At 63.9% G+C, this 20,724-nt stretch carries 23 protein-coding genes, 1 tRNA gene and 1 pseudogene; 15 read left to right on the top strand and 10 right to left on the bottom strand.

Features of this window, described 5'->3' with window-relative positions:
• The 3 genes and pseudogenes from EOA38_RS06830 to EOA38_RS06820 all read left to right on the top strand — a co-directional run.
• Positions 1 to 412 (top strand): dihydrofolate reductase family protein (locus EOA38_RS06830; protein WP_127298803.1); only part of this gene is annotated, 412 nt, incomplete at its 5' end.
• Positions 413 to 1,055: 643 nt separating this feature from the next.
• Positions 1,056 to 1,298, top strand: coding sequence for a hypothetical protein (locus tag EOA38_RS06825; RefSeq protein WP_245464733.1), 243 nt, complete (start codon positions 1,056 to 1,058; stop codon positions 1,296 to 1,298).
• A 76-nt stretch (positions 1,299 to 1,374) separates the two neighbouring features.
• Positions 1,375 to 2,078: pseudogene (locus tag EOA38_RS06820) on the top strand (SOS response-associated peptidase).
• A 10-nt stretch (positions 2,079 to 2,088) separates the two neighbouring features.
• On the opposite strand, the gene EOA38_RS06815 reads toward EOA38_RS06820, so the two are convergent.
• Entirely contained in the window at positions 2,089 to 2,349 is a 261-nt protein-coding gene (locus EOA38_RS06815) for a hypothetical protein (protein WP_126094773.1), read from the bottom strand.
• A gap of 4 nt (positions 2,350 to 2,353) precedes the next feature.
• The gene (locus EOA38_RS06810; RefSeq protein WP_126094774.1) at positions 2,354 to 2,614 is read right to left on the bottom strand and encodes a hypothetical protein; all 261 of its coding nucleotides are present in this window, start codon (positions 2,612 to 2,614) and stop codon (positions 2,354 to 2,356) included.
• A 138-nt stretch (positions 2,615 to 2,752) separates the two neighbouring features.
• Here EOA38_RS06810 and EOA38_RS06805 point away from each other — a divergent pair, with 138 nt between their 5' ends.
• On the top strand, positions 2,753 to 2,932 hold the full coding sequence (locus tag EOA38_RS06805; protein WP_126094775.1) for a hypothetical protein: 180 nt from the start codon (positions 2,753 to 2,755) through the stop codon (positions 2,930 to 2,932).
• Positions 2,933 to 2,996: 64 nt separating this feature from the next.
• Here the strand turns inward: EOA38_RS06805 and EOA38_RS06800 are convergent, their stop codons facing one another.
• From EOA38_RS06800 to EOA38_RS06790, 3 genes are all read right to left on the bottom strand, one after another.
• Positions 2,997 to 4,436, bottom strand: a complete 1,440-nt coding sequence (locus tag EOA38_RS06800; protein WP_126094776.1) for an FAD-binding oxidoreductase — start codon at positions 4,434 to 4,436, stop codon at positions 2,997 to 2,999.
• Between the two features lie 164 nt (positions 4,437 to 4,600).
• Entirely contained in the window at positions 4,601 to 5,533 is a 933-nt protein-coding gene (locus tag EOA38_RS06795) for a dimethylarginine dimethylaminohydrolase family protein (protein ID WP_126094777.1), read from the bottom strand.
• 26 nt (positions 5,534 to 5,559) lie between these two features.
• Positions 5,560 to 7,152 carry an amidohydrolase gene (locus EOA38_RS06790; RefSeq protein ID WP_189350174.1) on the bottom strand — a complete coding sequence of 531 codons (1,593 nt, stop codon included), beginning with the start codon at positions 7,150 to 7,152 and terminating at the stop codon, positions 5,560 to 5,562.
• 82 nt (positions 7,153 to 7,234) lie between these two features.
• On the opposite strand from EOA38_RS06790, the gene EOA38_RS06785 reads away from it, so the two are divergent.
• The 5 genes from EOA38_RS06785 (at position 7,235) to EOA38_RS06765 (ending at position 12,339) form a co-directional block, all read left to right on the top strand.
• A complete protein-coding gene (locus EOA38_RS06785; protein WP_126094779.1) occupies positions 7,235 to 8,122 on the top strand; it encodes a LysR substrate-binding domain-containing protein in 888 nt (295 codons plus the stop codon).
• A gap of 261 nt (positions 8,123 to 8,383) precedes the next feature.
• On the top strand, positions 8,384 to 9,478 hold the full coding sequence (locus tag EOA38_RS06780) for an ABC transporter ATP-binding protein (protein ID WP_126094780.1): 1,095 nt from the start codon (positions 8,384 to 8,386) through the stop codon (positions 9,476 to 9,478).
• A 79-nt stretch (positions 9,479 to 9,557) separates the two neighbouring features.
• Entirely contained in the window at positions 9,558 to 10,670 is a 1,113-nt protein-coding gene (locus tag EOA38_RS06775; protein WP_126095982.1) for an ABC transporter substrate-binding protein, read from the top strand.
• A 24-nt stretch (positions 10,671 to 10,694) separates the two neighbouring features.
• Positions 10,695 to 11,528: an ABC transporter permease gene (locus EOA38_RS06770; protein WP_126094781.1), complete on the top strand. Its 834-nt coding sequence runs from the start codon at positions 10,695 to 10,697 to the stop codon at positions 11,526 to 11,528.
• A gap of 4 nt (positions 11,529 to 11,532) precedes the next feature.
• Entirely contained in the window at positions 11,533 to 12,339 is an 807-nt protein-coding gene (locus EOA38_RS06765) for an ABC transporter permease (protein WP_126094782.1), read from the top strand.
• A 418-nt stretch (positions 12,340 to 12,757) separates the two neighbouring features.
• Here EOA38_RS06765 and EOA38_RS06760 read toward each other — a convergent pair whose 3' ends face one another.
• Both EOA38_RS06760 and EOA38_RS06755 read right to left on the bottom strand, forming a co-directional pair.
• A complete protein-coding gene (locus EOA38_RS06760; RefSeq protein WP_245464734.1) occupies positions 12,758 to 13,297 on the bottom strand; it encodes a cytochrome b in 540 nt (179 codons plus the stop codon).
• A 295-nt stretch (positions 13,298 to 13,592) separates the two neighbouring features.
• Positions 13,593 to 13,952: a metalloregulator ArsR/SmtB family transcription factor gene (locus EOA38_RS06755; RefSeq protein ID WP_126094783.1), complete on the bottom strand. Its 360-nt coding sequence runs from the start codon at positions 13,950 to 13,952 to the stop codon at positions 13,593 to 13,595.
• 441 nt (positions 13,953 to 14,393) lie between these two features.
• Between EOA38_RS06755 and EOA38_RS06750 the strand changes: the two genes are divergently transcribed.
• The 4 genes from EOA38_RS06750 (at position 14,394) to EOA38_RS06735 (ending at position 16,927) form a co-directional block, all read left to right on the top strand.
• A complete protein-coding gene (locus EOA38_RS06750; protein ID WP_126094784.1) occupies positions 14,394 to 14,591 on the top strand; it encodes a hypothetical protein in 198 nt (65 codons plus the stop codon).
• A gap of 114 nt (positions 14,592 to 14,705) precedes the next feature.
• A complete protein-coding gene (locus EOA38_RS06745; protein WP_126094785.1) occupies positions 14,706 to 14,951 on the top strand; it encodes a DUF982 domain-containing protein in 246 nt (81 codons plus the stop codon).
• A 208-nt stretch (positions 14,952 to 15,159) separates the two neighbouring features.
• A complete protein-coding gene (locus EOA38_RS06740; RefSeq protein WP_126094786.1) occupies positions 15,160 to 15,402 on the top strand; it encodes a DUF982 domain-containing protein in 243 nt (80 codons plus the stop codon).
• A 721-nt stretch (positions 15,403 to 16,123) separates the two neighbouring features.
• Positions 16,124 to 16,927 (top strand): hypothetical protein, encoded by an 804-nt coding sequence (locus tag EOA38_RS06735; RefSeq protein WP_126094787.1) that lies wholly within the window; start codon positions 16,124 to 16,126, stop codon positions 16,925 to 16,927.
• Positions 16,928 to 16,981: 54 nt separating this feature from the next.
• Here EOA38_RS06735 and EOA38_RS06730 read toward each other — a convergent pair whose 3' ends face one another.
• From EOA38_RS06730 to EOA38_RS06720, 3 genes are all read right to left on the bottom strand, one after another.
• Positions 16,982 to 17,704, bottom strand: coding sequence for a hypothetical protein (locus tag EOA38_RS06730; RefSeq protein WP_126094788.1), 723 nt, complete (start codon positions 17,702 to 17,704; stop codon positions 16,982 to 16,984).
• Between the two features lie 54 nt (positions 17,705 to 17,758).
• Positions 17,759 to 17,835: transfer RNA gene (locus tag EOA38_RS06725), tRNA-Arg, on the bottom strand.
• A gap of 125 nt (positions 17,836 to 17,960) precedes the next feature.
• Entirely contained in the window at positions 17,961 to 18,266 is a 306-nt protein-coding gene (locus EOA38_RS06720; RefSeq protein WP_126094789.1) for an ETC complex I subunit, read from the bottom strand.
• Positions 18,267 to 18,572: 306 nt separating this feature from the next.
• On the opposite strand from EOA38_RS06720, the gene EOA38_RS06715 reads away from it, so the two are divergent.
• Both EOA38_RS06715 and EOA38_RS06710 read left to right on the top strand, forming a co-directional pair.
• A complete protein-coding gene (locus EOA38_RS06715) occupies positions 18,573 to 19,544 on the top strand; it encodes an NAD(P)H-dependent oxidoreductase (protein ID WP_127298802.1) in 972 nt (323 codons plus the stop codon).
• A 129-nt stretch (positions 19,545 to 19,673) separates the two neighbouring features.
• A partial coding sequence (locus EOA38_RS06710; protein WP_245480787.1) for an NAD(P)/FAD-dependent oxidoreductase occupies positions 19,674 to 20,724 on the top strand: 1,051 nt, incomplete at its 3' end.

Here is a 20,724-nt window from a genome sequence, read left to right as displayed (position 1 = left end):
CTGCGGGCGGCGCCTGTATGAGGCGATGCGCTTCTGGGACAGTCCGGAGCGGGAGGCCGGCGTCGAGGTCGAACGGGATTTCGCCCAAGCCTGGCGGAAGACGCCGAAGATCGTGTTTTCGACGACGCTCGGCGAGGTCGGTGCCAATGCCCGGCTGGCGGATGGCGACGCCGCGGCGGCGGCAAGATCCCTCAAGGCGGAAACGGATGGCGAGATAAGCGTCGGTGGCGCCGAATTGGCCGGGCATCTGTCACGCGCGGGCCTGATCGACGAGTACCGGCTCTATATGCACCCGGTCGTGCTGGGCGGCGGCAAGCCGTACTTCCAGCGTGGGCTGTCGCTCACGCTGACGCCGCTCGGAACGCAGAGCCTTCCCCAGGGCGTGACGCTGCTGCGCTACGCGCCCGCCTGAGCGAAGACCGACTGAGGCCAGCAGGGGCCCGCCGCTTCGGCCGTTTGCGCCGCTCCGGTTGCTTTGGTCTTAGGGCCTAGGTCGTTCTTGCCCTTGCATGAGCGCAAGCGCATGTTCGATGCAGCCGGCAGGCTCGCAAACTCCGGTCAGGCCCGGCCGCCGAACCCAATACACCCCCCCAGGCTGCCGGGCCGCCCTAGCCTGTCCGTTTCGCCGCCGCCCCCCAGAGTGTCACGGCCGGTTCGCTGTCTCCTATCCGCTGCCGAGCGGGTAAGGATTTGCGACGAGGCAAAGCCCATGCATCGTATGCTTGCCGGCACGCCGATCGCTCGCCTCGCCGCCGGCCTCGACGTGACCAGTTCCCATCGGCGTGCCCGAGACCCTCGCGCTGCAGATCCGCTCAGACGCATTCGAAATGCACCGCCGCATCGTCTCGCAAACCGAGCACCATATCGAAGTTGGATTCTGCTGAGGGGTTCCTTCAAGGTTTCGGCGCAGAGTTTTTATCCATTTTGGGTGGCCTTTGCGGGAAATCTATATTTTCGACGTCAAGTCCACCCGAGCCCTGCGACTGCTATCCTGCTATGGCCAATGAACGAAAGCTTACGGCAACCCGTCGCAGGTTGTTCAAGGATGCAATTCTTTGGGCATCGAGCTGGAGCTGCACATGGTGACAGGCGAACCAGACAGTGTCCGCGTGAAATTCATCAATGGCCAATGGCTGGTGCGCATCGTCGAAGGCGGCAGGCTGACGCAGCAGCTATTCGATATCCACGCGGAAGCCGAAGCCTTCGCAGAGGAGGAGCGCCACCGGCTCGGGCTGCCCGGCGAGCCGCCGACCGCGGAGCCGGTCGAGACAAGGCGACGCGGCGGGCGCGGGCGCTGAGCGGCGGTGCTATGCCCGGCAAGTTGCGCTCCGCGAAAAAATGCTGGAACAATCGGCGGACAGAGAAACGCTGCCGATGTGCAATCTTTACAACATCACCACAAGCCAGGAGGCGATCCGCCAATGGACGCGCGCGCTGCGCGACATCTCCGGCAATCTCGAGCCTTCGGTCGACATCTATCCCAACCAGCCTGCGCCAGTGGTGCGCAATGCCGCCGACGGCAGCCGCGAGCTCGCCAATCTGCGCTGGGGCATGCCGACGCCACCTGAGCGGATGCGCGGCAACGCCGATTCCGGCACCACCAACATCCGCAACCCACAATATGCCCACTGGCTGCCCTATCTCGGCATCGAGAACCGCTGCGTGGTGCCGGTGACGAGCTTCGCCGAGCCCTCGCCGACGCCCGGCGACAAGGACCCTGAGACCGGCGTGCAGAAGAACTTCTGGTTTGCGCTCAGCCAAGAACGGCCGCTGTTCTTCTTCGCCGGCCTGTGGACTCCCTGGCATGGGGTACGCAAGGTGAAGGAAGGCCCCGGCGACCACGAGCTCTACGGCTTCCTGACGACCAGGCCCAACGCGCTGATCGCGCCGATCCACGAGAAGGCGATGCCGGTGATCCTGAGACGCCGGAGGAGACCGAGCTATGGCTGACCGCGCCGTGGTCTGAAGTGAAGAAGCTGCAGAAGCCGGCAGCGGACGACGCGCTGGTGATCGTGGAAAAACCGGCGACGCAGATCAAGTTTCCCGCCGAGCCGCCGGCGCAGGGGTCGTTGTTTTAGTCAAGGGGCCCTACCCCCTCGCCTTCTGCAGCACCCAGATATAGCCCTTGGGCGGATGGTCCTGGTCGACGAACTGGGTCTTGATCTCCGTGTCCTTGCGGCCGCAGCGCTTGCAGCGGAAGCGGATGGCTTCGAGCGGCTTGTTCCAGCCCACCACCTTGGCCACGTCGTTCGCCTTGAAGCGCCCGACGTGGTAACAGTGGCGGCATTCGACGATGAGCAGCATGTTGGCCTTGGCCGCCCGGCCAACGCTGTCCATGGGTCCGGCCATTTTCTCATGTCCGGTCTGAGTAATCCTCGGGCAGCGGCAATAGGCCGAGCCAGGCGGCGCGGAAATCGGGCTCCCGGCCCGCAACCGCGCCCATCACCTCGTGCAGCCTGTCCACCAGGCCGTTGAGCCGCCAGTACATTTCGCCATTGGCCTTGAGGTTGACTTGTGCCGCCAGCACCGTCTTGCGCAGTTCCAGCGCGTCGCGAATGATCGCCTCCGCGTCCGACTGGAGCAATCTGTCATAGCGGCTTTTTCGTCTGCCCAACGCGGCTCTCCCTGAATCCTGAGCAACCGCCCCATCTCCTGACAAAATAGGAACCCATTCCTTGCAAAGTCAATTCGCTCTTGACATTTTTGTTCACTTTTTGTTCACATGCTAATGGAAGGCACGGGAGCAACCGCCATGGATCGCATCGTAAGGTTGGACAGCCGTCAGGAGGCGGCGCTTCAGGCGATCGCCGAGCGCTTCATCGCTGAGCACAAAGGCGATCCGGTGAAGGCGCTGAAGGAGATGATCGTGCTCAACGGGCATCTGCAGGAACGGCTCGATGCGCTTGGCGCGCCGAAGCGGGCTGCGCGTTGAGCACCAGGAAGCGAAGCTTGGCGACAGCGCGGCTGACCGCGCCGCCGCCGAAAGACGCCTGGCCTCAGGCGGCCCTGAGACCTTCCTTCGCACGCAGGTTCTGGTTCACGCGGAACAGGTTCTGCGGGTCGTAGCGCTGCTTGATCTCCAGCAGCCGGCTATAGTTGCCGCCATAGGCTGCTTCGACCCGGTCGACCTCGTCCTCCGGCATGAAGTTCACATAAGCCGTGCCGGCGGCATAGGGCCTTGCCGCGTCATAGATACCGCGAGCCCAGTCGATGCAGGCCTTGTCCATTGCCGGTTCGCGCCAGCGGGCATGGACGTTCATGACGAAATGCGAGTTGCGCTGCGGAAACGCGGTGGCGTCCGCCTCGACCCTGCCCGCGGCCCCACCGACATGGCCGAAGAATATCTCGCATTCCGGACCCGGAAGCCTGGCGATCGCCTCTGTGGTTACCTCGATCACGCCGTCGGAAAGCTCGGTGAAGTCGTGGCTCTTCCAGTAGTTGCGGGCGCCAGGCGCAAGCAGCGGGTCGAAGGCCTGCTGCCAGCCGGTGAACGGATTGAGACCGACGACGTCGGCGATCGGCGTGCCAATGGCGCGAAGCTTCCGCGTCGCCTTTTCGGCGGCCTGGGCGTCGCCGCAATAGCACATGGCCAGCACCAGCACTTCCTTGCCGTGCCATTCGGCCGGCAGGAACGGCAGCGGCGGCGCCTGCCGCATGACCACCCAGCAGGTCAGTTCGTCGGGTGCGGTCTCGAGCGCCTCGCGATATTCGCTCAGCACCTTCGCGGCATCGGCGAAGGGATGGACGACGAGCCCCGACAGCACTTGCGGTCCGAACTGATGAAGTTGGAACTCGAACGCCGTGACGACGCCGAAATTGCCGCCGCCGCCACGCAGCGCCCAGAACAGGTCGGGGTTCTCGCTCTGGCTGGCGCGCAGCAACTTGCCGTCGGCGGTGACCACGTCGGCTGAAACGAGATTGTCGATCGTCAGCCCGAATTTGCGGGTGATCCATCCGAAACCACCGCCCAGCGTCAGGCCCGCAATACCGGTGGTCGAATTGATGCCGGTGGGCAACGCCAGTCCGAAGGCCTGCGTTTCCCGGTCGACATCGGCGAGCGTTGCGCCGGGTCCGACCCATGCCCGTTTCGCCGCGACATCGACCCGCACCGATTTCATCAGCGACAGGTCGATCATCAGGCCGCCGTCGCAGACGGCGCTGCCGGCAATGTTGTGGCCGCCGCCGCGCACGCAGACGAGAAGCCTGTTTTCCCTGGCGAAATTCACGGCGATGACGACATCTGAGGCGCCGACGCAACACACTATCAGCCCGGGCCGGCGGTCGATCATGCCATTCCAGATGCCGCGGACCTCGTCATAGGCGGCATCACCTTCCCGCAGCACCGTGCCGCGAATTTGTGCCGAAAGTGCTTCGAGGGAGGCGGCGTCGACGGTCGCCTTGCCGCGTTCAAGGGTGGTGAAGCTTATTGCATTCATGCTTTCCTCCCGTTTTTTTGCTGGTAAGCCCTCTCCTAATTTTAGTGTGCTCTTATGTTAGCTATCACGCAAGTTATGGCGGGCTCGTTGCCCGCCATTTGCGTGACTGGACAGTGGCGATTGCCTGGATGACTGCCTCGCCTGCGCCGGCCGAAGCAGCGCGCTCAGGCCGGCACCCGCTTCAGCGCCTGCGCCATGCAGTGGATGCCGCCGCCGGTCTTGGAGATCTCGCTTATGTCGACGGCCGCGACCTCGAAACCGCGTGCCTTCAGCTTCTCGATCAGCGTCTTGCTGGAGGTCGGCGCGATCACCCTGTCCTTGCCGAGCGACATGAAGTTGCAGCCGAGCGCCATCGTGTCCTGGAAGGGCACGTCGATGATCTCGTGGCCTTTGCCCTTCAGCCAGTCGACGATGCCGGGTTCGGTGCAGGCGAGGCACACTGCGGTGAGCTTTTCGGCGATCGGCACCACCATCAGGTCGATATGGACATAGTATTCGTCGATGAAGGCTAGCCGTGTCTCCCAGCCTTCCTTGTCGAACCAGGCCTGCACCTGGCGCGCGCCCTCTTCCTGCGTGCGGGCACCGCCGCAGCCGATCAGCACCACGCCATCCTCGATGACGTTGAAGTCGCCGCCCTCGAAGGTGCCGGCCGTCACCATGTCGTAGATCGGGATGCCGAGTTTTTCATAGGTGCGGATGGCGGCATAATTCTCGCCGCGCCGCCACCAATTGGCCATGGCGGTGATGAAGGCGCCGTAGGGCGTCATGACGCTGGAATCGCGCGAATAGACCTGCATCGGCAGTTCCGGCGTCGGCTCGTGCCAGTGGATGTTGACGCCGAAATGCTCGTAGGCGGCGACAAGATCCTTGTGCTGCGCCTGCGCGATCTGGACGTTGCAGGGCGCCTCGCGCAGGTGCTTTCTGGACAGCGAGCTGGTCGAGAGATGCCGTAGGAAATTGGGCGAGCCGAGCAGCACGTCGGTCAGCACATCGGTTTCGTTGGCGAAGCCCCAGGCGGTCAGCGGCTTGGTGCCGCCATTGGGGTTGCGGCGCTGCAGCGAAAACGGCTCGGCGACGATTCGGTCATGGACGGTCATGGGGTTCTCCTCGATCGGTTTTGTTGTCATGCGGTGGAAGCAGACGGGATCCACCAGTCGCGCCCGCGCGGCGTGGTGACATATTCCGGCCAGCGGAAATTGATCGGTGGGTCGTAATCGCAGAGCGGCACGATCCAGTTCGAACCGCCGACGCCGCCGCCGGTTCGCTTGACGAATTCGTCCATCGCGGCCTCGCGCGCGGCCTTGTCCTCGAGCAGGCGAAGCGCGGTGAGCGCGACGGTCTTGGCGGCGCAGGTGACCATCGGGTCGATGGTGGCCGGAATGCCGCCCAGCGCGTTCATCGCCCAGGCCGGGTAGGCATGGCCATCGGCTGCGCGCAGCGCCGGCCGGGCGACATAGAAGCGCGCCGTCGGCGCGTGCCAGCTCATGTCGGTGTAGTCGTCGGAGGTCGAATTGACCTGCGAAGGCGGCAGGTCGTGGCGCAGGATCGCCTCCGCTTCCTGCGGCGAAATGAGCCGCTCAAGCTCGTCGATGAACGGATTCTCGGTCGCCTCGCCGCCGCCATTGACCTGCACCTCGCGGGCAACCGCCCTCGCCTCGTCGCTCCATTGCGGCGGGCCGACGGCTGCGAGCGCCTGATAGGTGATGTCTGCTATGGCGTGGTTGGCCAGCCCCGGCCGCGACTTCGACACCCAGTGGCGCTCGTAGCGGCAGCCACTCATCTTCGCCGCCGCTTCCGCGTTGCGGTCGAGCACCGCGGTGACCTGCTCGGCCATACGAAGCGTCGGCACGCGGATCATGTATTGGATCTCGGCCAGTCCCGCCGGCAGGTTGTCGGCGGTCGCCTGGCCCGCGGTCAGGATCGCCTCGCTGATCGACCAGCCGCCCTGATGCGGCAGCATGGAATCGCGCAGCGCCTTGGAGGCCATGTACATCATCATCAGCGCATCGTTGGCGCCGGGCGCGCGGACCGCCGAATGCGCCTGCGGGATCGGCGCGCCGTCGCCTCCGAGTGCCCAATTTTCGGGTTCGTCGCAGATGAAGCGGTAGATCATCGCGTAGGCCGCGCCGCAATGCGTGTCCCAGCGCGCCGTGTTGCAAAGCGGCAGCATGTAGAAGGGATGGAAGGAGATCATGCCGGCAAGGCCGTCATAATAGCCCTTGGCCGCATGGATCGGCTTCGAGCCCCTCACCTTCTCGGCCGGCTCGCCGGTGAAGCGCAGCGTGCCTGTTATGCCGTGCTCCAGCATCGCCGCCTTGGCGGCGAGCAGGCCGCCGAGGCTGCCGATGCCGAGGCCCGAATGCGGATCGGTGTGGCCGCCGGCCTCGACGCTGAGACCCGGCCGAGGCCGCTTGACGGTGGCGGCGTCCTGGCAATTGCCGGGGACTGCGTCGTATTCGGCATACATGCCGACTGTGGGGCCTTCCCCGTTCGTCCAATGGGCGCAGAAGGCGGTCGGCATGCCGCCGGAACCTTCCTCGACGGAGAAGCCTTCGCGCTTCAGCCGATCGACATACCAGGCGGCCGACTGGTACTCGCGCCAGGCGGTTTCGCCGAAGTCGAAGATGGTGCGGGTCCAGGCCGACAGGAGCGGCTGGATGCCGTCGATGCAGGCGAGCGCGGTCTCCTGCGCGGAACTCGTCACCGGTTTCTCCATGCCGCAAAGAAAGCAGTGAAGCGGCTCATCAAAAAGTGATATGTTTTCCCGGCTCGTGCAAATTCGGTTCACCTGAGGCCTCTTGCGAATACCTTCCACGCAGGCGCTGCGCGCCCTCGACAGTTTTGCCCGTCATGGCAGCGTTTGGCGCGCCGCCGACGAGCTCCACCTCACCCGCAGCGCCGTCTCGCATCAGCTTCGGCTGCTCGAGCGCGACCTCGGCTTCGACCTCCTGCAGCGCATCGGCAAGGGCGTGGCGCTGACGCCGCGCGGCCAGCGCTACGCGGCCGATGTCCGGAAGGCGCTGACCGTGCTCGGCGACGCGGTGACGCAGAACAGCGGCGCCGGCGTCGGCGGCTCCTTCGGCATCTCCTGTCCGCCGGGCTTCGCTTCGATGTTCTTGTGCACCCATATCGGTGAGTTCCAGCAGATGTATCCGGACGTCGCGCTCTCGGTGCTGACGCCGCGGCGGCTCGACGATGTCAGCAATCCGGAAGCCGACGCCTTCATCGCCTTCGGCGTCGGCAACTGGCCGAACCGGGCGGTGGAGCTGCTTTGCGAAGTCTCCTTCACGCCGCTCTGCAGCCCGACGCTGCTCAACAAGGTCGGCGGCTTTTCCAAGCCAGCCGACGTGCTGCGCGCCAATCTGCTGCATCTCAGCGACACCGAGGACTGGGCGCGCTGGCTGGCGCTGTCCAAGGTGGAAAATCCCGATACCGAGGGCGGCATCTTCTTTTCCGACATGAACCTCGTCTTCTCGGCGGCGATCGCCGGCCAGGGGATCGCCATGGGCGACGAGCTGACCGGCCGCCGGGCACTGAGCGAGGGCCGGCTAGTCAAGCCGTTCGAAGCGTCGGTCCCCTCGCCGCGCTCCTATTATCTGGTCTTCGAGCATGCCAAGGCGGGGCACCCTGTGCTCAATGCCTTCAGCGAGTGGCTTAGGGCGAAGCTTTCGGAGAACAGGCTCTAATCTCCCCCCTTGAGGGAGAGATGGCCGCGAAGCGGTCAGAGGGGGTCGTCTCACGAAGAGCGCCAGCACCATCGGCGTCGCGCTGGCCGTCGGCGCTCCACGCGCGGCGACCCCCTCTGTCGCCTGCGGCGACATCTCCCCCTCAAGGGGGGAGATTTGGCGCCACCCGTGAATCAAATTTGCCGATCAGGCGAAAACTATTCGGTTGCGGTGAGCCCCCGCCCTGCCTACGATTTCACCTGAGACCAAGGAAGAGGCAGGATGCAGCAACCCGGCCGGGCCGCAGAGATCAAGGCGAACGGGATCGGCAAAAGCTTCGGCTCGTTCCGGGCGCTGGACGATCTGACGCTCGATATAGGCCGCGGCGAGTTCCTGACCCTGCTCGGGCCCTCGGGCTCCGGCAAGACCACTTTCCTGATGATTTTGGCCGGCTTCGTGCAGCCGAGCGAAGGCCGCCTTTTCAGCGACGGCGCCGACATCACCGACCGCCCGGCCGAGCAGCGCGCCGCCGGCATGGTGTTCCAGGGATATGCGCTGTTCCCGCATATGAGCGTGGAACAGAACATCGCCTTCCCGCTCAAGGTGCGCAAGAAATCGGCTTCAGAGATCAAAAGCCGTGTCGGCGAGATGATCGAGCGCGTCGGCCTCAAGGGCCACGAGAAGAAGCTGCCGGCGCAGCTTTCGGGCGGCCAGCAGCAGCGCGTGGCGCTGGCCCGCGCACTGGTGTTCGAGCCGGGCGTGCTCCTCCTCGACGAGCCGTTCTCGGCGCTGGACAAGAGCCTGCGCGGCCAGATGCAGGCCGAGATGAAGCGGCTGCACCAGGAAACCGGCACCACCTTCGTCTTCGTCACCCACGACCAGAGCGAGGCGCTGGCGCTGTCGTCGCGTGTCGCCATCTTCAACCACGGCAAGCTCCTGCAGGTGGGTAGGCCGGACGAGGTCTACGACCGCCCGGCCAACCGCTTCGTCGCCGAGTTCCTGGGCGAGATCAACATGCTGCCGGTGAAGGGCGTCAAGCCGGCCGACAACGGCGCCACCGGTCTCTGCGAGGACCGCGCGGTCAACATGCGCTGCAAGGCCGAAGCGATAAAGGGCGATGCCATCCTCGCCATCCGCCCCGAGCACATGTCGATCGCGCCGGAGGCGGCGTCCGGCGAAAACGGCATTGCGGCGACCGCTGTCGCCTCGACCTATCTCGGGGCCGCAACCAAGCTCGACCTCACCACGCGCCAGGGCGCGAAGGTCACCGTCTCGGTGCCGAACGAGGTGGCGGCGGCGGCTTTGAGCAAGGGCAATTCCGTCTGGCTGACCTGGCCGGCCGAGAAGGGCTTCCTCCTACCGGGCGGAGGACAATGAGCGCCGAGGCGGCCTGATATCGCCGCACCGGCTTCCGGATCAGATCAATAAAACAAGGGGAACTGACATGACCGACGATATGAACCACACGCGGAAACAGGCGATCGAGTCTCTGTCCGAAAGGACCAAGCGCGGCGAGATTTCGCGCCGCCAGTTCGCGCAGCTCGCGGGCCTGGTGCTTGCCGGCACGCCGATGCTGCTGCGCTCGACAGGCGCCTTCGCCGAGACGAAGGGACTGGTGCTGGTGAACTGGGGCGGCGACGCCATCACCGCTTACGACGCGGCCTATGGCCAGGCCTTCACCAAGGACACCGGCATCCCGGTCAAGATGGACGGCTCTGGCCCGACGGAAGGCGCGATCGCCGCGCAGTTCAAGAGCGGCGCGCCGACCTGGGACCTGGTCGACGTCGATCCGTTCTCGGCGATCACGCTGGGCGGCCAGGGCATGCTCGAGCCGATCGACTATTCGATCGTCGACAAGAAGAAAATGCGCGAGGGCTTCGGCTGGGAATATGCGGCGTCCACCTATTTCTTCTCCTATGTGATCGCCTACGACTCGCAGAAGTTCGGCTCCAACGCGCCGACCGGCATGGCCGATTTCTTCGACGTCAAGAAATTCCCGGGCAAGCGCTCGCTCTACAAATGGGGCGTGTCGAGTTGGGAGGCAGCCCTTCTCGCCGATGGCGTCGCGCCGGCCTCGCTCTATCCGCTGGACCTTAAGCGGGCGCATGACAAGATCGCCGCCTTCAAGGAAAACGTCGTCTCCTATTGGGGCGGCGGCGCCGAAAGCCAAAGCGTGCTGCTCAATGGCGAAGCCTCGATGGCGATCGTGTGGTCGACGCGCGCCTCGCTGATCGAGCAGGACTCCGGCGGCCAGATCAAGTTCATCTGGGACCAGGGCCTGATCTCGCCCGGCGCGCTGGCGGTGCTGAAGAACAATCCCGGCGGCAAGGAAGCGGCGATGAAGTTCATCGCCAGCACCCAGGACCCGCAGAAGGAACTGGTGATGTTCGAAAAGCTCGGCCAAGGCCCTGCCAATCCGGCCGCCGACGCGCTGATCCCGGCCGACAAGAAGCGCATCAACCCGGTCGATCCGGAGAACATGAAGAAGCAGATCCCGCTCGACATGGACTGGTACGCCAAGAATTATGGCAAGGCGCTCGACGAATATACCAAGATCATCTCCGCCTGATCCAGGCCGAGATGCGACCCTGACATGAGAGGCATCCTCTCCGAAAGGATGGGCGCGGCGCTGTTGATGGCGCCGCTGCTCCTGTTCCTCGTCCTTGCCTATGCCTGGCCCTTTCTCGGCGTGGTGAAGTGGAGCTTCACCTTGCCGACGCCGGGGCTCGGCCAATATGGCGCGCTGGTCAGCGACCCGCTGGTGCAATCGGTGTTCATCCGCACGCTGCGCATCGCCGCGATCGTCACCATCGTCTCGGTCACCGCAGCCTATGCGATCACCGTGGTCTGGGTGCGCGGCAGCCCGGTGCAGCGCGTGCTCGCCGAATTTTGCATCCTGGTGCCGTTCTGGATCTCGGTGCTGACGCGCGCCTTCGGCTGGGTGGCGCTGCTCTCCAACCGCGGCCTGATCAACACCTGGCTGCAATCGATCGGCTTCATCTCCGAGCCGCTGACGCTGGTGCGCAACGAGTTCGGCGTCATCGTCGGCATGTCGCATTTCCTCATCCCCTTCGCGGTGTTCCCGCTGGCCTCGGCCATGCGCAGCCTGGACGAGCGCGTGCTCCTTGCCGCGCGCGGCCTGGGCTCCAGCCGCATGCGCACCTTCTGGACGGTGTTCGTGCCGATGACGCGCTCCGGCATCATCGGCTCGGCTATGATCGTCTTCGTCTTCTCGCTCGGCTTCTTCGTCACGCCGGCGATCCTCGGCGGCGGCCGCAGCGTGATGATCGCGGAGTTGATCTATCTGCGCATCTTCCAGAGCCCGGACTGGGGCTTGGGCGCGGCGATCAGCGTCGTGCTGGTGGTGTTCGTCGGCGCGCTGATGGCGCTCTTGTTCCGCTACGTCAAACCGAAACAATTGGTGTAGCGCGATGCCGACCTATCGCCCCGGCCCCGTCTCGCTCATCCTCGCAGTGCTCGTGGCGCTGTTCCTGCTTCTGCCGCTGCTGGCGGTGATCCCGGTGTCGCTGACGCCGAGCCGCATGCTGACCATGCCGACCGGGGAATTGTCGCTACGCCACTACCGCTCGCTGATCGAGGACCCGCGCTGGCTGGACTCCATCCTGCTGTCGATTCGCATCGGCGTGGTCAGCAGCGCCCTTTCCACGGTGCTGGCGCTCACCTTCAGCCTGGGCGTCTGGATGTTCCAGCCGCGCTTCACGGCCGCTCTTGTCGGCTTCGTGCTGCTGCCGATGGTGGTGCCGCCGGTGGTCTCGGCGGTGACGCTCTATTTCCTGCTCACCTCGGTCTCCGGCATCTCGTCCTTCTTCGGCTACGACACCTGGCTGGGCGTGGCCATGGCGCATTCGGTGATGACGGTGCCCTTCGCCACGGTGCTTATTTTAGTGTCGCTCAGCCAGCTCGACCGGCGCATAGACCTTGCCGCACGCGGCCTCGGCGCCAGCGTCTGGGAGCGCGCGACGCGCGTCATCATGCCCAACATCAAGTTCGGCATCGTCACCGCGGCGCTCCTCTCCTTCGTGCTCTCCTGGGAAGAGATCGGCGTGACGCTGTTCATCACCTCGGTGAACGCCATCACCCTGCCGCGCCTGATGTGGATGGGCCTGCGCGACAACATCGACCCGGCGATCGCAGCGCTCTCGGTGATCCTGATCATCATCACCGTGCTGGTGCTTGCCGTGCGCAGCGTCGTCACGCGCCGGCAAGCCACACCGTAAGCTTGTGGCTTTACCCCAACGAAAGAGGCCCGCCGGGAGCGGCGAGCCTCTTAACGAAGCCAAAGTGGAAGTTTGGCCCGTCATGATCCGGGGGTGTGGATCGCGGAAAGTCTAGCCAAGGGCGGTCCGGCGGGCGATTTACAAATCCGTAAACTTCGGGCCGCGCGCGCCCCGGGCGCTGTGCCGGAATATGATTTTATTCAGTCACTTACCGCCGCATTCCGGCTCGCACGCACTTGTCTTTCAACGAAAAGTGATGGATGCCGAGCCGTCATGGCCGGAGCGGCCGGACGCAGCGCAAGACGAGTGGAACCAGCCCGCTGCGTCGCGATCTTTCAGATTCGCTCCACGCGCCAAGGGTTTCTGATTTTGTGCATGTCGTTCTCCCAAACCGCTCCAGCACTTTGGGCGACGTGCATCAGCCGCCGGGAAGCATTCTTGCCAGCACTCCGTCCCTGCGGACGAAATGATGATAGAGCGCGGCCAAGGCGTGCAGGCCAGCGGCGATCAGTATGCCGTTGGCGCACAGCTCGTGCAGTTCACGGATGTTCCTGGCGGTCGCCTTGTCCGGTGTGAATGGCGACGGTACCGCAAACAGGCCGAAGAAGCTCAACGCGTCGCCCCGGAACCAGGTCAGGAAAATGCCGAGGACGGGGATCGCGATCAGCAGACCGTAGAGGAGGACATGTCCGGCCTTCGCCGCGGTTTGCTCGAGCCCGGACATCTCTGCCGGGAGACCCGGCCTCCCTCTCAGGCCGCGCAGAACCACCCGCCAAAGCACGAACGCGGCAAGCAGAAGGCCGAAGGAAATGTGCAATCGCCAAATGGCGTCCACCGTGGGATCGCCACGGGGATAGAACTCTTCGCCATAGGTCAGCGCATAGAGCAGAATGACGAGGGCAAAGAGAGCCCAATGGAGGAACTTCTGCGTGGACGTGTAGGTGGTGATGATGGCCATTGCACAACTCCGATCGAGGAGCCCCGGTGTCGCGGGCCTTCTTGGCAGACTTGCGGCCGCTAAATTAAGAATCGGTAAGGCTTCGACCAATTGAGGAGACGCGCCAAGCGCAACGTCCGGCGCCGCACACGCGACCCGTTGCCGACCATCCGCAGTCCGCGCAGTTCGAGCGGTTCAGCTTTCTGCCAAACCGCTCAAACTATTCGCAATTCCGGACGGAAAACCGCCGCGCGCTTTTCCTGGAATGACGCCACGCAAGGCGAAGGCAACCTGCCCTCGCCTGCGTCGCAGCCGGTCAGGCGGCCTGTGGCCGCCGCATCCTCTCGACAAGAGCTTGCCGGGCCGGGCCGGCGAGCGGCCGGTCCATGGTCAGCAGCCCGTCGAGCAGCGCGAGGAGCTCACGCGCCGCGGACGACTTGCAGGAGTAGTAGACCATCTGGCGGTCGCGGCGGGTGTCGACCAGGCCAAACCTGCGCAGTTTGGCCAGATGCTGGGAGAGTGCGGACTGGCTGAGTTCGACCTTGTCGGCGAGGATGCCGACCGACAGTTCGCCCTCTGCCAGGTAGTTCATGATGAGCAGACGCTTCTCGTTGCCCATCACCGCGAGAAAGGCTGCCGCGCTTTCTGCGTTGGCGGTAAGTTTCTTCGTGACCATCGATTTCCCCATGTTCATGCTCTTCCGACGCCATGGGGGCAATGGCTTCAGAATTCCAGAGCATTTGGTGGACCTGCTCCGACACGGAATCGGAACCTGCCCTGCTTCTTTGTCGACCAAATCCCTTCGTAACCCGGTTGCCACCACGTCGGGGTATTGGCCTCGGACAGCATGCGCCGCAATATTGTGTGACGCAAGTTGGCGCAGACTCGGAATAATTCCACGCCGCTAATGAGTATCAGCGCTTCGTTGTTTCGGCAAGGATATAGCGAGGCCGGCGCCGCATCCGGCAGGCCTCGGACCAGGCGCGAGATGAAGAACCTGGCGGCGACAGCGCCACGCAGGAAGGCGCATCGCCACCATGTTTTCGAGACTCACCCTCATTTCCGAACCCGTGTTAATATCAGCCGGGGCAGGAAGGGGGACATGGAGGAGAAAGCCATGTCCAATATTTCGCGAAACACGTTCACACCGGACGAGACCGCCATGTTTGGGCGCGTCTTCGAGAGCGGCCGCATCGCCGGAGAAACCGAGGAGCAGAAGCAGGCGCGCGCCTCGCGTATCATCGCCAACTACATGGCCGGCATCACCGACGAGGCCGAACTCGTGGAACTGTCCCGCAAGCCGCTCGGGCGATAGAGGCGGATCATGCCGGCTGTCGGCGCGCTGCTCACATCCTCTTGAAATATCGGGATGAAACCTGCCGGGCAGTTGCGCGTTTCTGATCCGCCATAACGCATCAGGGGTTTCGCGATGATCCAGGGATGGTTTTCCAGGCCGGTCGAAGTCACCGTCGGCATAGCGGGCTCGATTCGGCATATTTCCAACGCGCAGCAGGCCGTGGAATTGCTGACGGGCCAGTGGCGCGACGCCGGCAGCGCGCAGCACGGCGCGGCGCTGCGCGCCTGCCGCCGGGCAATGAGCGGCGACGTTCCGGCCGACAATGCCAGGGAAGCTTTCGTCAGCGCCGCGCGCGAGGCGCATGTGCTGGTCGAATAGAGCGCTCATTTTCCGCCGACGAGAGGCCGCCGGAATGACCTGGCCGGCCCGGGCAGCGTGGCGCATCGCCGATCCAAAATTCTTCGGAACATTATCGGCGGTGGGTGGTTAACGCACGGGTCCGCCAATCGTGCCGGACCCACATCCCACCGGGCGCCAGCCGGTGCCGGTTGCTGATCAAAAGACGGCCATACGAACGGAGGATGTGATGAACGACGTCTGGTTTTCCGAGCCGGTCGTGATCGATTTCGAGCCAAGCGGACAACACAGGGTCTCAAGCTGCTTCGAGGCCGTCGAATGCCTGGACCAGCGCTGGCCAAGGCGGGCGCGCGACCGCACCTGGCGGTCGGCAAGCCGCGTCTGCCGCGACGCCCTCGACGGTTTGAGAAGCCCAGCCGAAGCCCGCAAAACCCTGCGCAGGGCGGCGAAGGCGGCCGGCCTGCTGGCCTGAGCGCCAGGCAATTCCGGAACGAACACGCCCGGGCGTCCCCATCCGCCCCTGGCCGCGCAGTCGAGAAAAGCTTCGGAACATTGCAGCCGCCGACCTGTTTCCTCCCTGTAGTCTGCTGACTACAGGGTTCCAGACCCAAGCCGAGCCCGTTCCGGCTTCCCATCGCCGGGGCGGGCTTGATTTTGTGCCGGGCAATCTGACGGAAACCGCAGCGCGGCCGACGTATACTCGAGAGCGTTCAGGGTGCATCCCGCGGGGTACATGAAAACGTCGGCCGCTGGGCTGCGGGGGCGCCTGTGTGTTCAGGCCCTTTCATTTCGGCGAGTCTGACGTCCGTGTTCAACGCGAAGGCCATGTCATGGTGAATGGGAGGTTACTATCCACAGGCCGTCCGGCGTCTTCTGGACCTGATCTGCCGATCACGAAACCGCCATAACGAGCCATGCGGTTCCGCTCCAAAATGCTGTGATCTAAAATTTCGCCCGTTGCGAAATTTACAAGTTGTAACCATTGTGGTGACACCCGAACCGGAAGTGGTTGCAGCCACCTCCGGCCCGCGGGTGCGCCATCTGGCACCGGGTTGCGGCGCTTTCTCTGGTCGAGGGACGCCGCAGCCCCAGCCAGCAATCCCTAATCTACAGGCACTTGAGTCACTCCGCCTGCAAAGGCAGGGTTTTCCCACAAGGTTTTTGTTCTCTGTGTGTTCCAGCAGGGCAATCCGATGCGAACCTATCCGCAGTCGACCTTAGAGGAGATCATTGATAGCGAGCGGGCAATGCTGTTGGATGGCCCCGAGCGCTACGGGCAGCATTATAAGCATGCCCGTGCTGCAACGATGTACTTTTCGCTCTGCATAGCGAGTATCGAGCGGGATCGGGCCGAAATGTTCGGCCGTTTGTTTTCCCTAATGAAGAAGCACCACACTCTCAGCTTTTTCTCGACCCTCCGGCTTCACAGGGTGCAGGCTATGATGGATCTGCGCCAGGTACTCGAGGCGGGTGCAGCAGCTGCTTTCGCGATCGCCCACCCAGACACGGAGCATTTTGTGGACGTGGATGCGTTCGGGATCATGGATCCCTCGCAAAAATTGACCAGCAAGCGCTACAAGTGGCTTGAAAAAAATTATCGTGATAAATCTGAGTGGGTTTCAAGCACTAAGGGCCATATCAATAGCCATGCCGCCCATGCGAACATCATTAGTGGCGACAGTACCTTTCGCATGGCTGACGATCGCTCGGCAGCTAACGCTCCGTTCTTCGATATCGAAGATGAGTATTTTGTCCGGACTGACCTTTGGCTAACTAGCAGCGTCGCCATAACCCTCATGGATTTGCTTTTTGGCGTGGCAAGCGATGTGGCGCGCACCGGTCGAGCTGTGGTCGAATTCCGCGCAGACTTTCAAGGAACCATTCAAGGCTTAGCCTCAGAGAACGCCGCCCTTCAGGCCGAGATTCAGGCTGGCGAGCGCTATCAGAAGGTGATGCAAGATATTGCGAAGCGCCAGCAAGGTCGTGGCGCTAGTTAGATAGCGGACTCGGCGGCCAAGCTCACAGCATCGGCTTCCACCGGCTGGTCGAAATCAAGCGCGAGAGGCGGGTTGTGTGGCGTTCACTTTAGCCACGTCATCGAGAGCGTGATTGATGCGTCCGCGCAGCAGTCGCCGGGCATCTCGCAGATCCATGGGATTCGCCGGCGGAGGATTCTTCGTATCATGGTGACGATGGAACCAGTTCGCGGTATGGCTGAACCGGATCATCTCCTTATCCTTTTTCCCATACCCTGCCTGCTCTAAGCACTCCATCGCCTTATACAGGTCGAACCAGCCTGGCTCTCCGGCGCAATAATTGAGCGCATGCGCCAGCAGATCGTCTTTCCGTGAGGCGGCATATCGGCTTTGGGCCGCAGTCGGCGCAGGCGGCGGCACAACAATGTTGCCGTCCTTGTCTCGAATGACGATATGGAATTCAGCTGACGGACCGCCAAAGGAAAAATGTGCTGTTTCCGCCCTCAGCATCACATGGCGGATCAGCTTGCCTTGGCGCATCTCGGCGGCACCGTCAGGTTCAACAGATGACTTTCCCATTATGCCCGCAACGATCCCGTTCAAGGTGCGGACTATGCCGTCACCAACGTTGTACACATCCTTGAGGGTGGTGAGATTGTCCAGGTCTTGCGCCTTGAGGACAAGCAATTGGTCGCCGAACTCATGCGGCATTAATTCAACGTAGGGATCGAAGGGTGGCGTGAACACTTTCAACCACGTATTCTGGTCTGAATCGTTGGCCCTCAGTACCAGCCACATCAATCTCGCCTCGGTTGCCCTATCTCTCGCGGAGAGGGTCTCTCATCGATGGAATGGCGATCCCGGCAGGATTCGAACCTGCGACCATCGGCTTAGAAGGCCGGTGCTCTATCCAGCTGAGCTACGGGACCGCTGGCCGGCCGGGGCCGGCTGATGCCACTATGCGGAGCCATTCTATCCAAAATGGATGGTCCGCTCCGATTTTTGTTTACGCAATTCAGGACGGAAAACCGCTGCGCACTTTTCCTGGAATTGCTTAGTGCGTCCAGGGCGTCTTGCGGTCATAGCGGAAATTGTCCGAATAGGAAATCTGCCGGCGCTTCGTCTCCTTCGGCTCCTCGACGCGGAAGGCAATGCCCTGCTTCTCGGCGTAGGCGACCGCCTCTTCCTTGGTGTCGAAAGTGAGCCGCACCTGGCTCAGCATGTCGCCCGAAGTCGTGTAGCCCATCAGCGGGTCGATCTTCTTGCGCTCGGCGGGATCGAACTCCAGCACCCAGTGGCCGGTCTTGGCCTTGCCGGACTGCATCGCGGTTTTGGCTGGGCTGAAAATGCGCGCGGACATGACCACCTCGTTGCCGCCCGAAGACCGGGCACCCTATTCGCGGCGCCCGTCCGAAAGCCCGGTTGGAGCCTGAGGTCGCGCGCCAACCCGTCAATACTGTGCAACGGCGCCGCCCGCAAGCGGCCATGGTCAAGCGGCCATGGTCCGGCGGACGGTCGTGACTGGCACGGGGAACCCTCGCGTCGCCCCGGACATTAACGGAAGGTCAGGCGACCAGCCGCTCCAGCCATCGGATGACGGCTTGCAGGGCGGCAGAGCACCACGAAGCGTCGCCATTCCTTGTCACCCAAGCCCGGACAGTCCGCCATGATCATGACAACCGAACATCCCGTCCTGCAACTGGCCGTGCTCGTCGGCAGCCTGCGCGCCCAATCCTTCAGCCGCAAGATCGCCAAGGCGCTGGCGGCCCGCGCGCCGGATTCGCTGCGTTGCCGCTTCATCGAAATCGGTGAGTTGCCCCTCTACAACGAGGATCTCGACGGCGACACACCGCCTGCCGCCTGGTCGACTTTCCGCGCCGCCGTCAGGGAATGCGATGCGGTGCTCTTCGTCACGCCGGAATACAACCGGTCGATCCCAGGCTGCCTGAAGAACGCGCTCGATGTCGGCTCGCGCCCATCGGGCAAAAGCGTCTTCAAGGGCCTGCCCGCCGGCGTTGTCAGCGTCACGCCCAACAAGCTCGGCGCTTTCGGCGCCAACCATGCGATACGGCAGACCTTCGTCTTCCTCGACATGCCGGTGATGCAGCAGCCGGAGGCCTATATCAGCAACGCCGCCGAGCTCCTCGACGCCAACGGCGCGGTCAAGGACGGCGATACCGCCGCCTTTCTGGAGACTTTCATGGGCGCGCTGGAGACGTGGATCAGAACCGTGCGGCCCGGCGGCTCGTCGTTCGACGCCTTCATGAAGCAGCGCGAGAAAATCGCCGAGGACTATGTCAACGGCAACGCCACATCGCTGAAGGCGATCGTGACGCATAGCGAGCCCGCCACCTTCTTTTCGCCGCGCGGCGACCATCTCGAAGGCGCCAAAGCCGTCGCCGGACGCTACGAGCGCGACGCCGCCAGCTTCCACCAGGGCGGCAGCACCGATCTCGAGGTGCTGCAGGCCTCCGCGAGCGGCGAGCTGGCGTTCTGGACCGGGCTGCAGCATGCCAAGGCGCGCATGGGCAAGAACGGCCAGCCTGCCGAGATGACCCTGCGGGTCACGGAGGTGTTCCGGCTGGAGGACGGCGCCTTCAAGCTGGTGCACCGCCACGCTGATCCCGCCAACGGTTAGCCTCTTATCCGCGACACAATGCCGGGACTCTCCGCAACAAGGGCTATTCCCATTGCCTCGTCGGCGGCATATGTCGGATACACGGTCGTGCCACTTGGGGCCATGACGACGACAAAGACAAGAATGGGCATGGAAGCGGAAATCTCGTCGGACCGGACCGGCGAGCCGGCAATCCTCGACGGCGCAATCGTGATCGGCGCAGGCGCGGCCGGATTGGCGGTGGCGTACGCGCTGATCGAGGCAGGCATCGCCACCGAGATCCTCGAGCGTGAGGGACGGCTGGCCGAGCCCTGGCACCGCCGCCACGACAACCTGCATCTCAACACGCATCGCGACCTCTCGACGCTGCCCGGCGTTTCCTTTCCGAAAGGCACCCCCGCCTTCCCGCATCGCAGCGCGGTGATCCGTCTCTTCAACGACTTCGCCCAGACGCACCGGCTGCCGATCGCCTTCGGCGTCGTCGTTCGGGAAATCGAATTCCGTGGTGACCACTGGCTGGTCAACACCAGCTCAGGCTCCCGGGCGGCGCGGCATGTGGTGGTGGCCACCGGGCGCGACCGGCAACCCTTCATCCCAGCCTGGAAAGGCATGAAGGATTTCTCGGGCAAGGTCATCCATTCGGCCGATTTCGGCCGGGCGAGCGACTATGCCGGAAAGAAAGTGCTGGTGGTCGGCGCCGGCAATTCCGGCTTCGACGCGCTCAACCATCTTTCCGGCGTCGAGACGGGACAGATGTGGCTTGCGGCGCGCAACGGGCCTTCGCTCTTACCCAAGCGCATCGGCAAGGTCGCCGTGCATCGCTTCTCGCCGGTCATGGCGCGCCTGCCGGCCAGGCTGGCGGACGCGGTGATGGCGGCGACGCAGCGGCTGGCCTTCGGCGACCTCAGGAAATATGGCCTGCCCCCTGCCCCGTCGGGCGGCGCCAGCCGCCTCGGCTCGGACTATACCGCGATCGCCGCCGACGACGGCGCGGTCGAAGCGATCAAGGCCGGCCGCATCATCCTCGTGCCGCAGGTCAAGGAATTCAGGCACGACAGCGTGGTTCTCGAGAACGGCCAGGCGATCTCGCCCGACATCGTCATTGCCGCCACCGGCTACCGCACCGGGCTGGAAGCGATGGTGGGCAGGCTCGGCGTGCTCGATGCCAAGGGCGTGCCGCTGTTCAACGGCGGGACCAGCG

The organism is Mesorhizobium sp. M1E.F.Ca.ET.041.01.1.1 (assembly GCF_003997355.1).
GTDB lineage: Bacteria > Pseudomonadota > Alphaproteobacteria > Rhizobiales > Rhizobiaceae > Mesorhizobium.
Note: the sequence above shows the minus strand (reverse complement) of the source record. Positions and strands in the feature narration are given on the sequence as shown.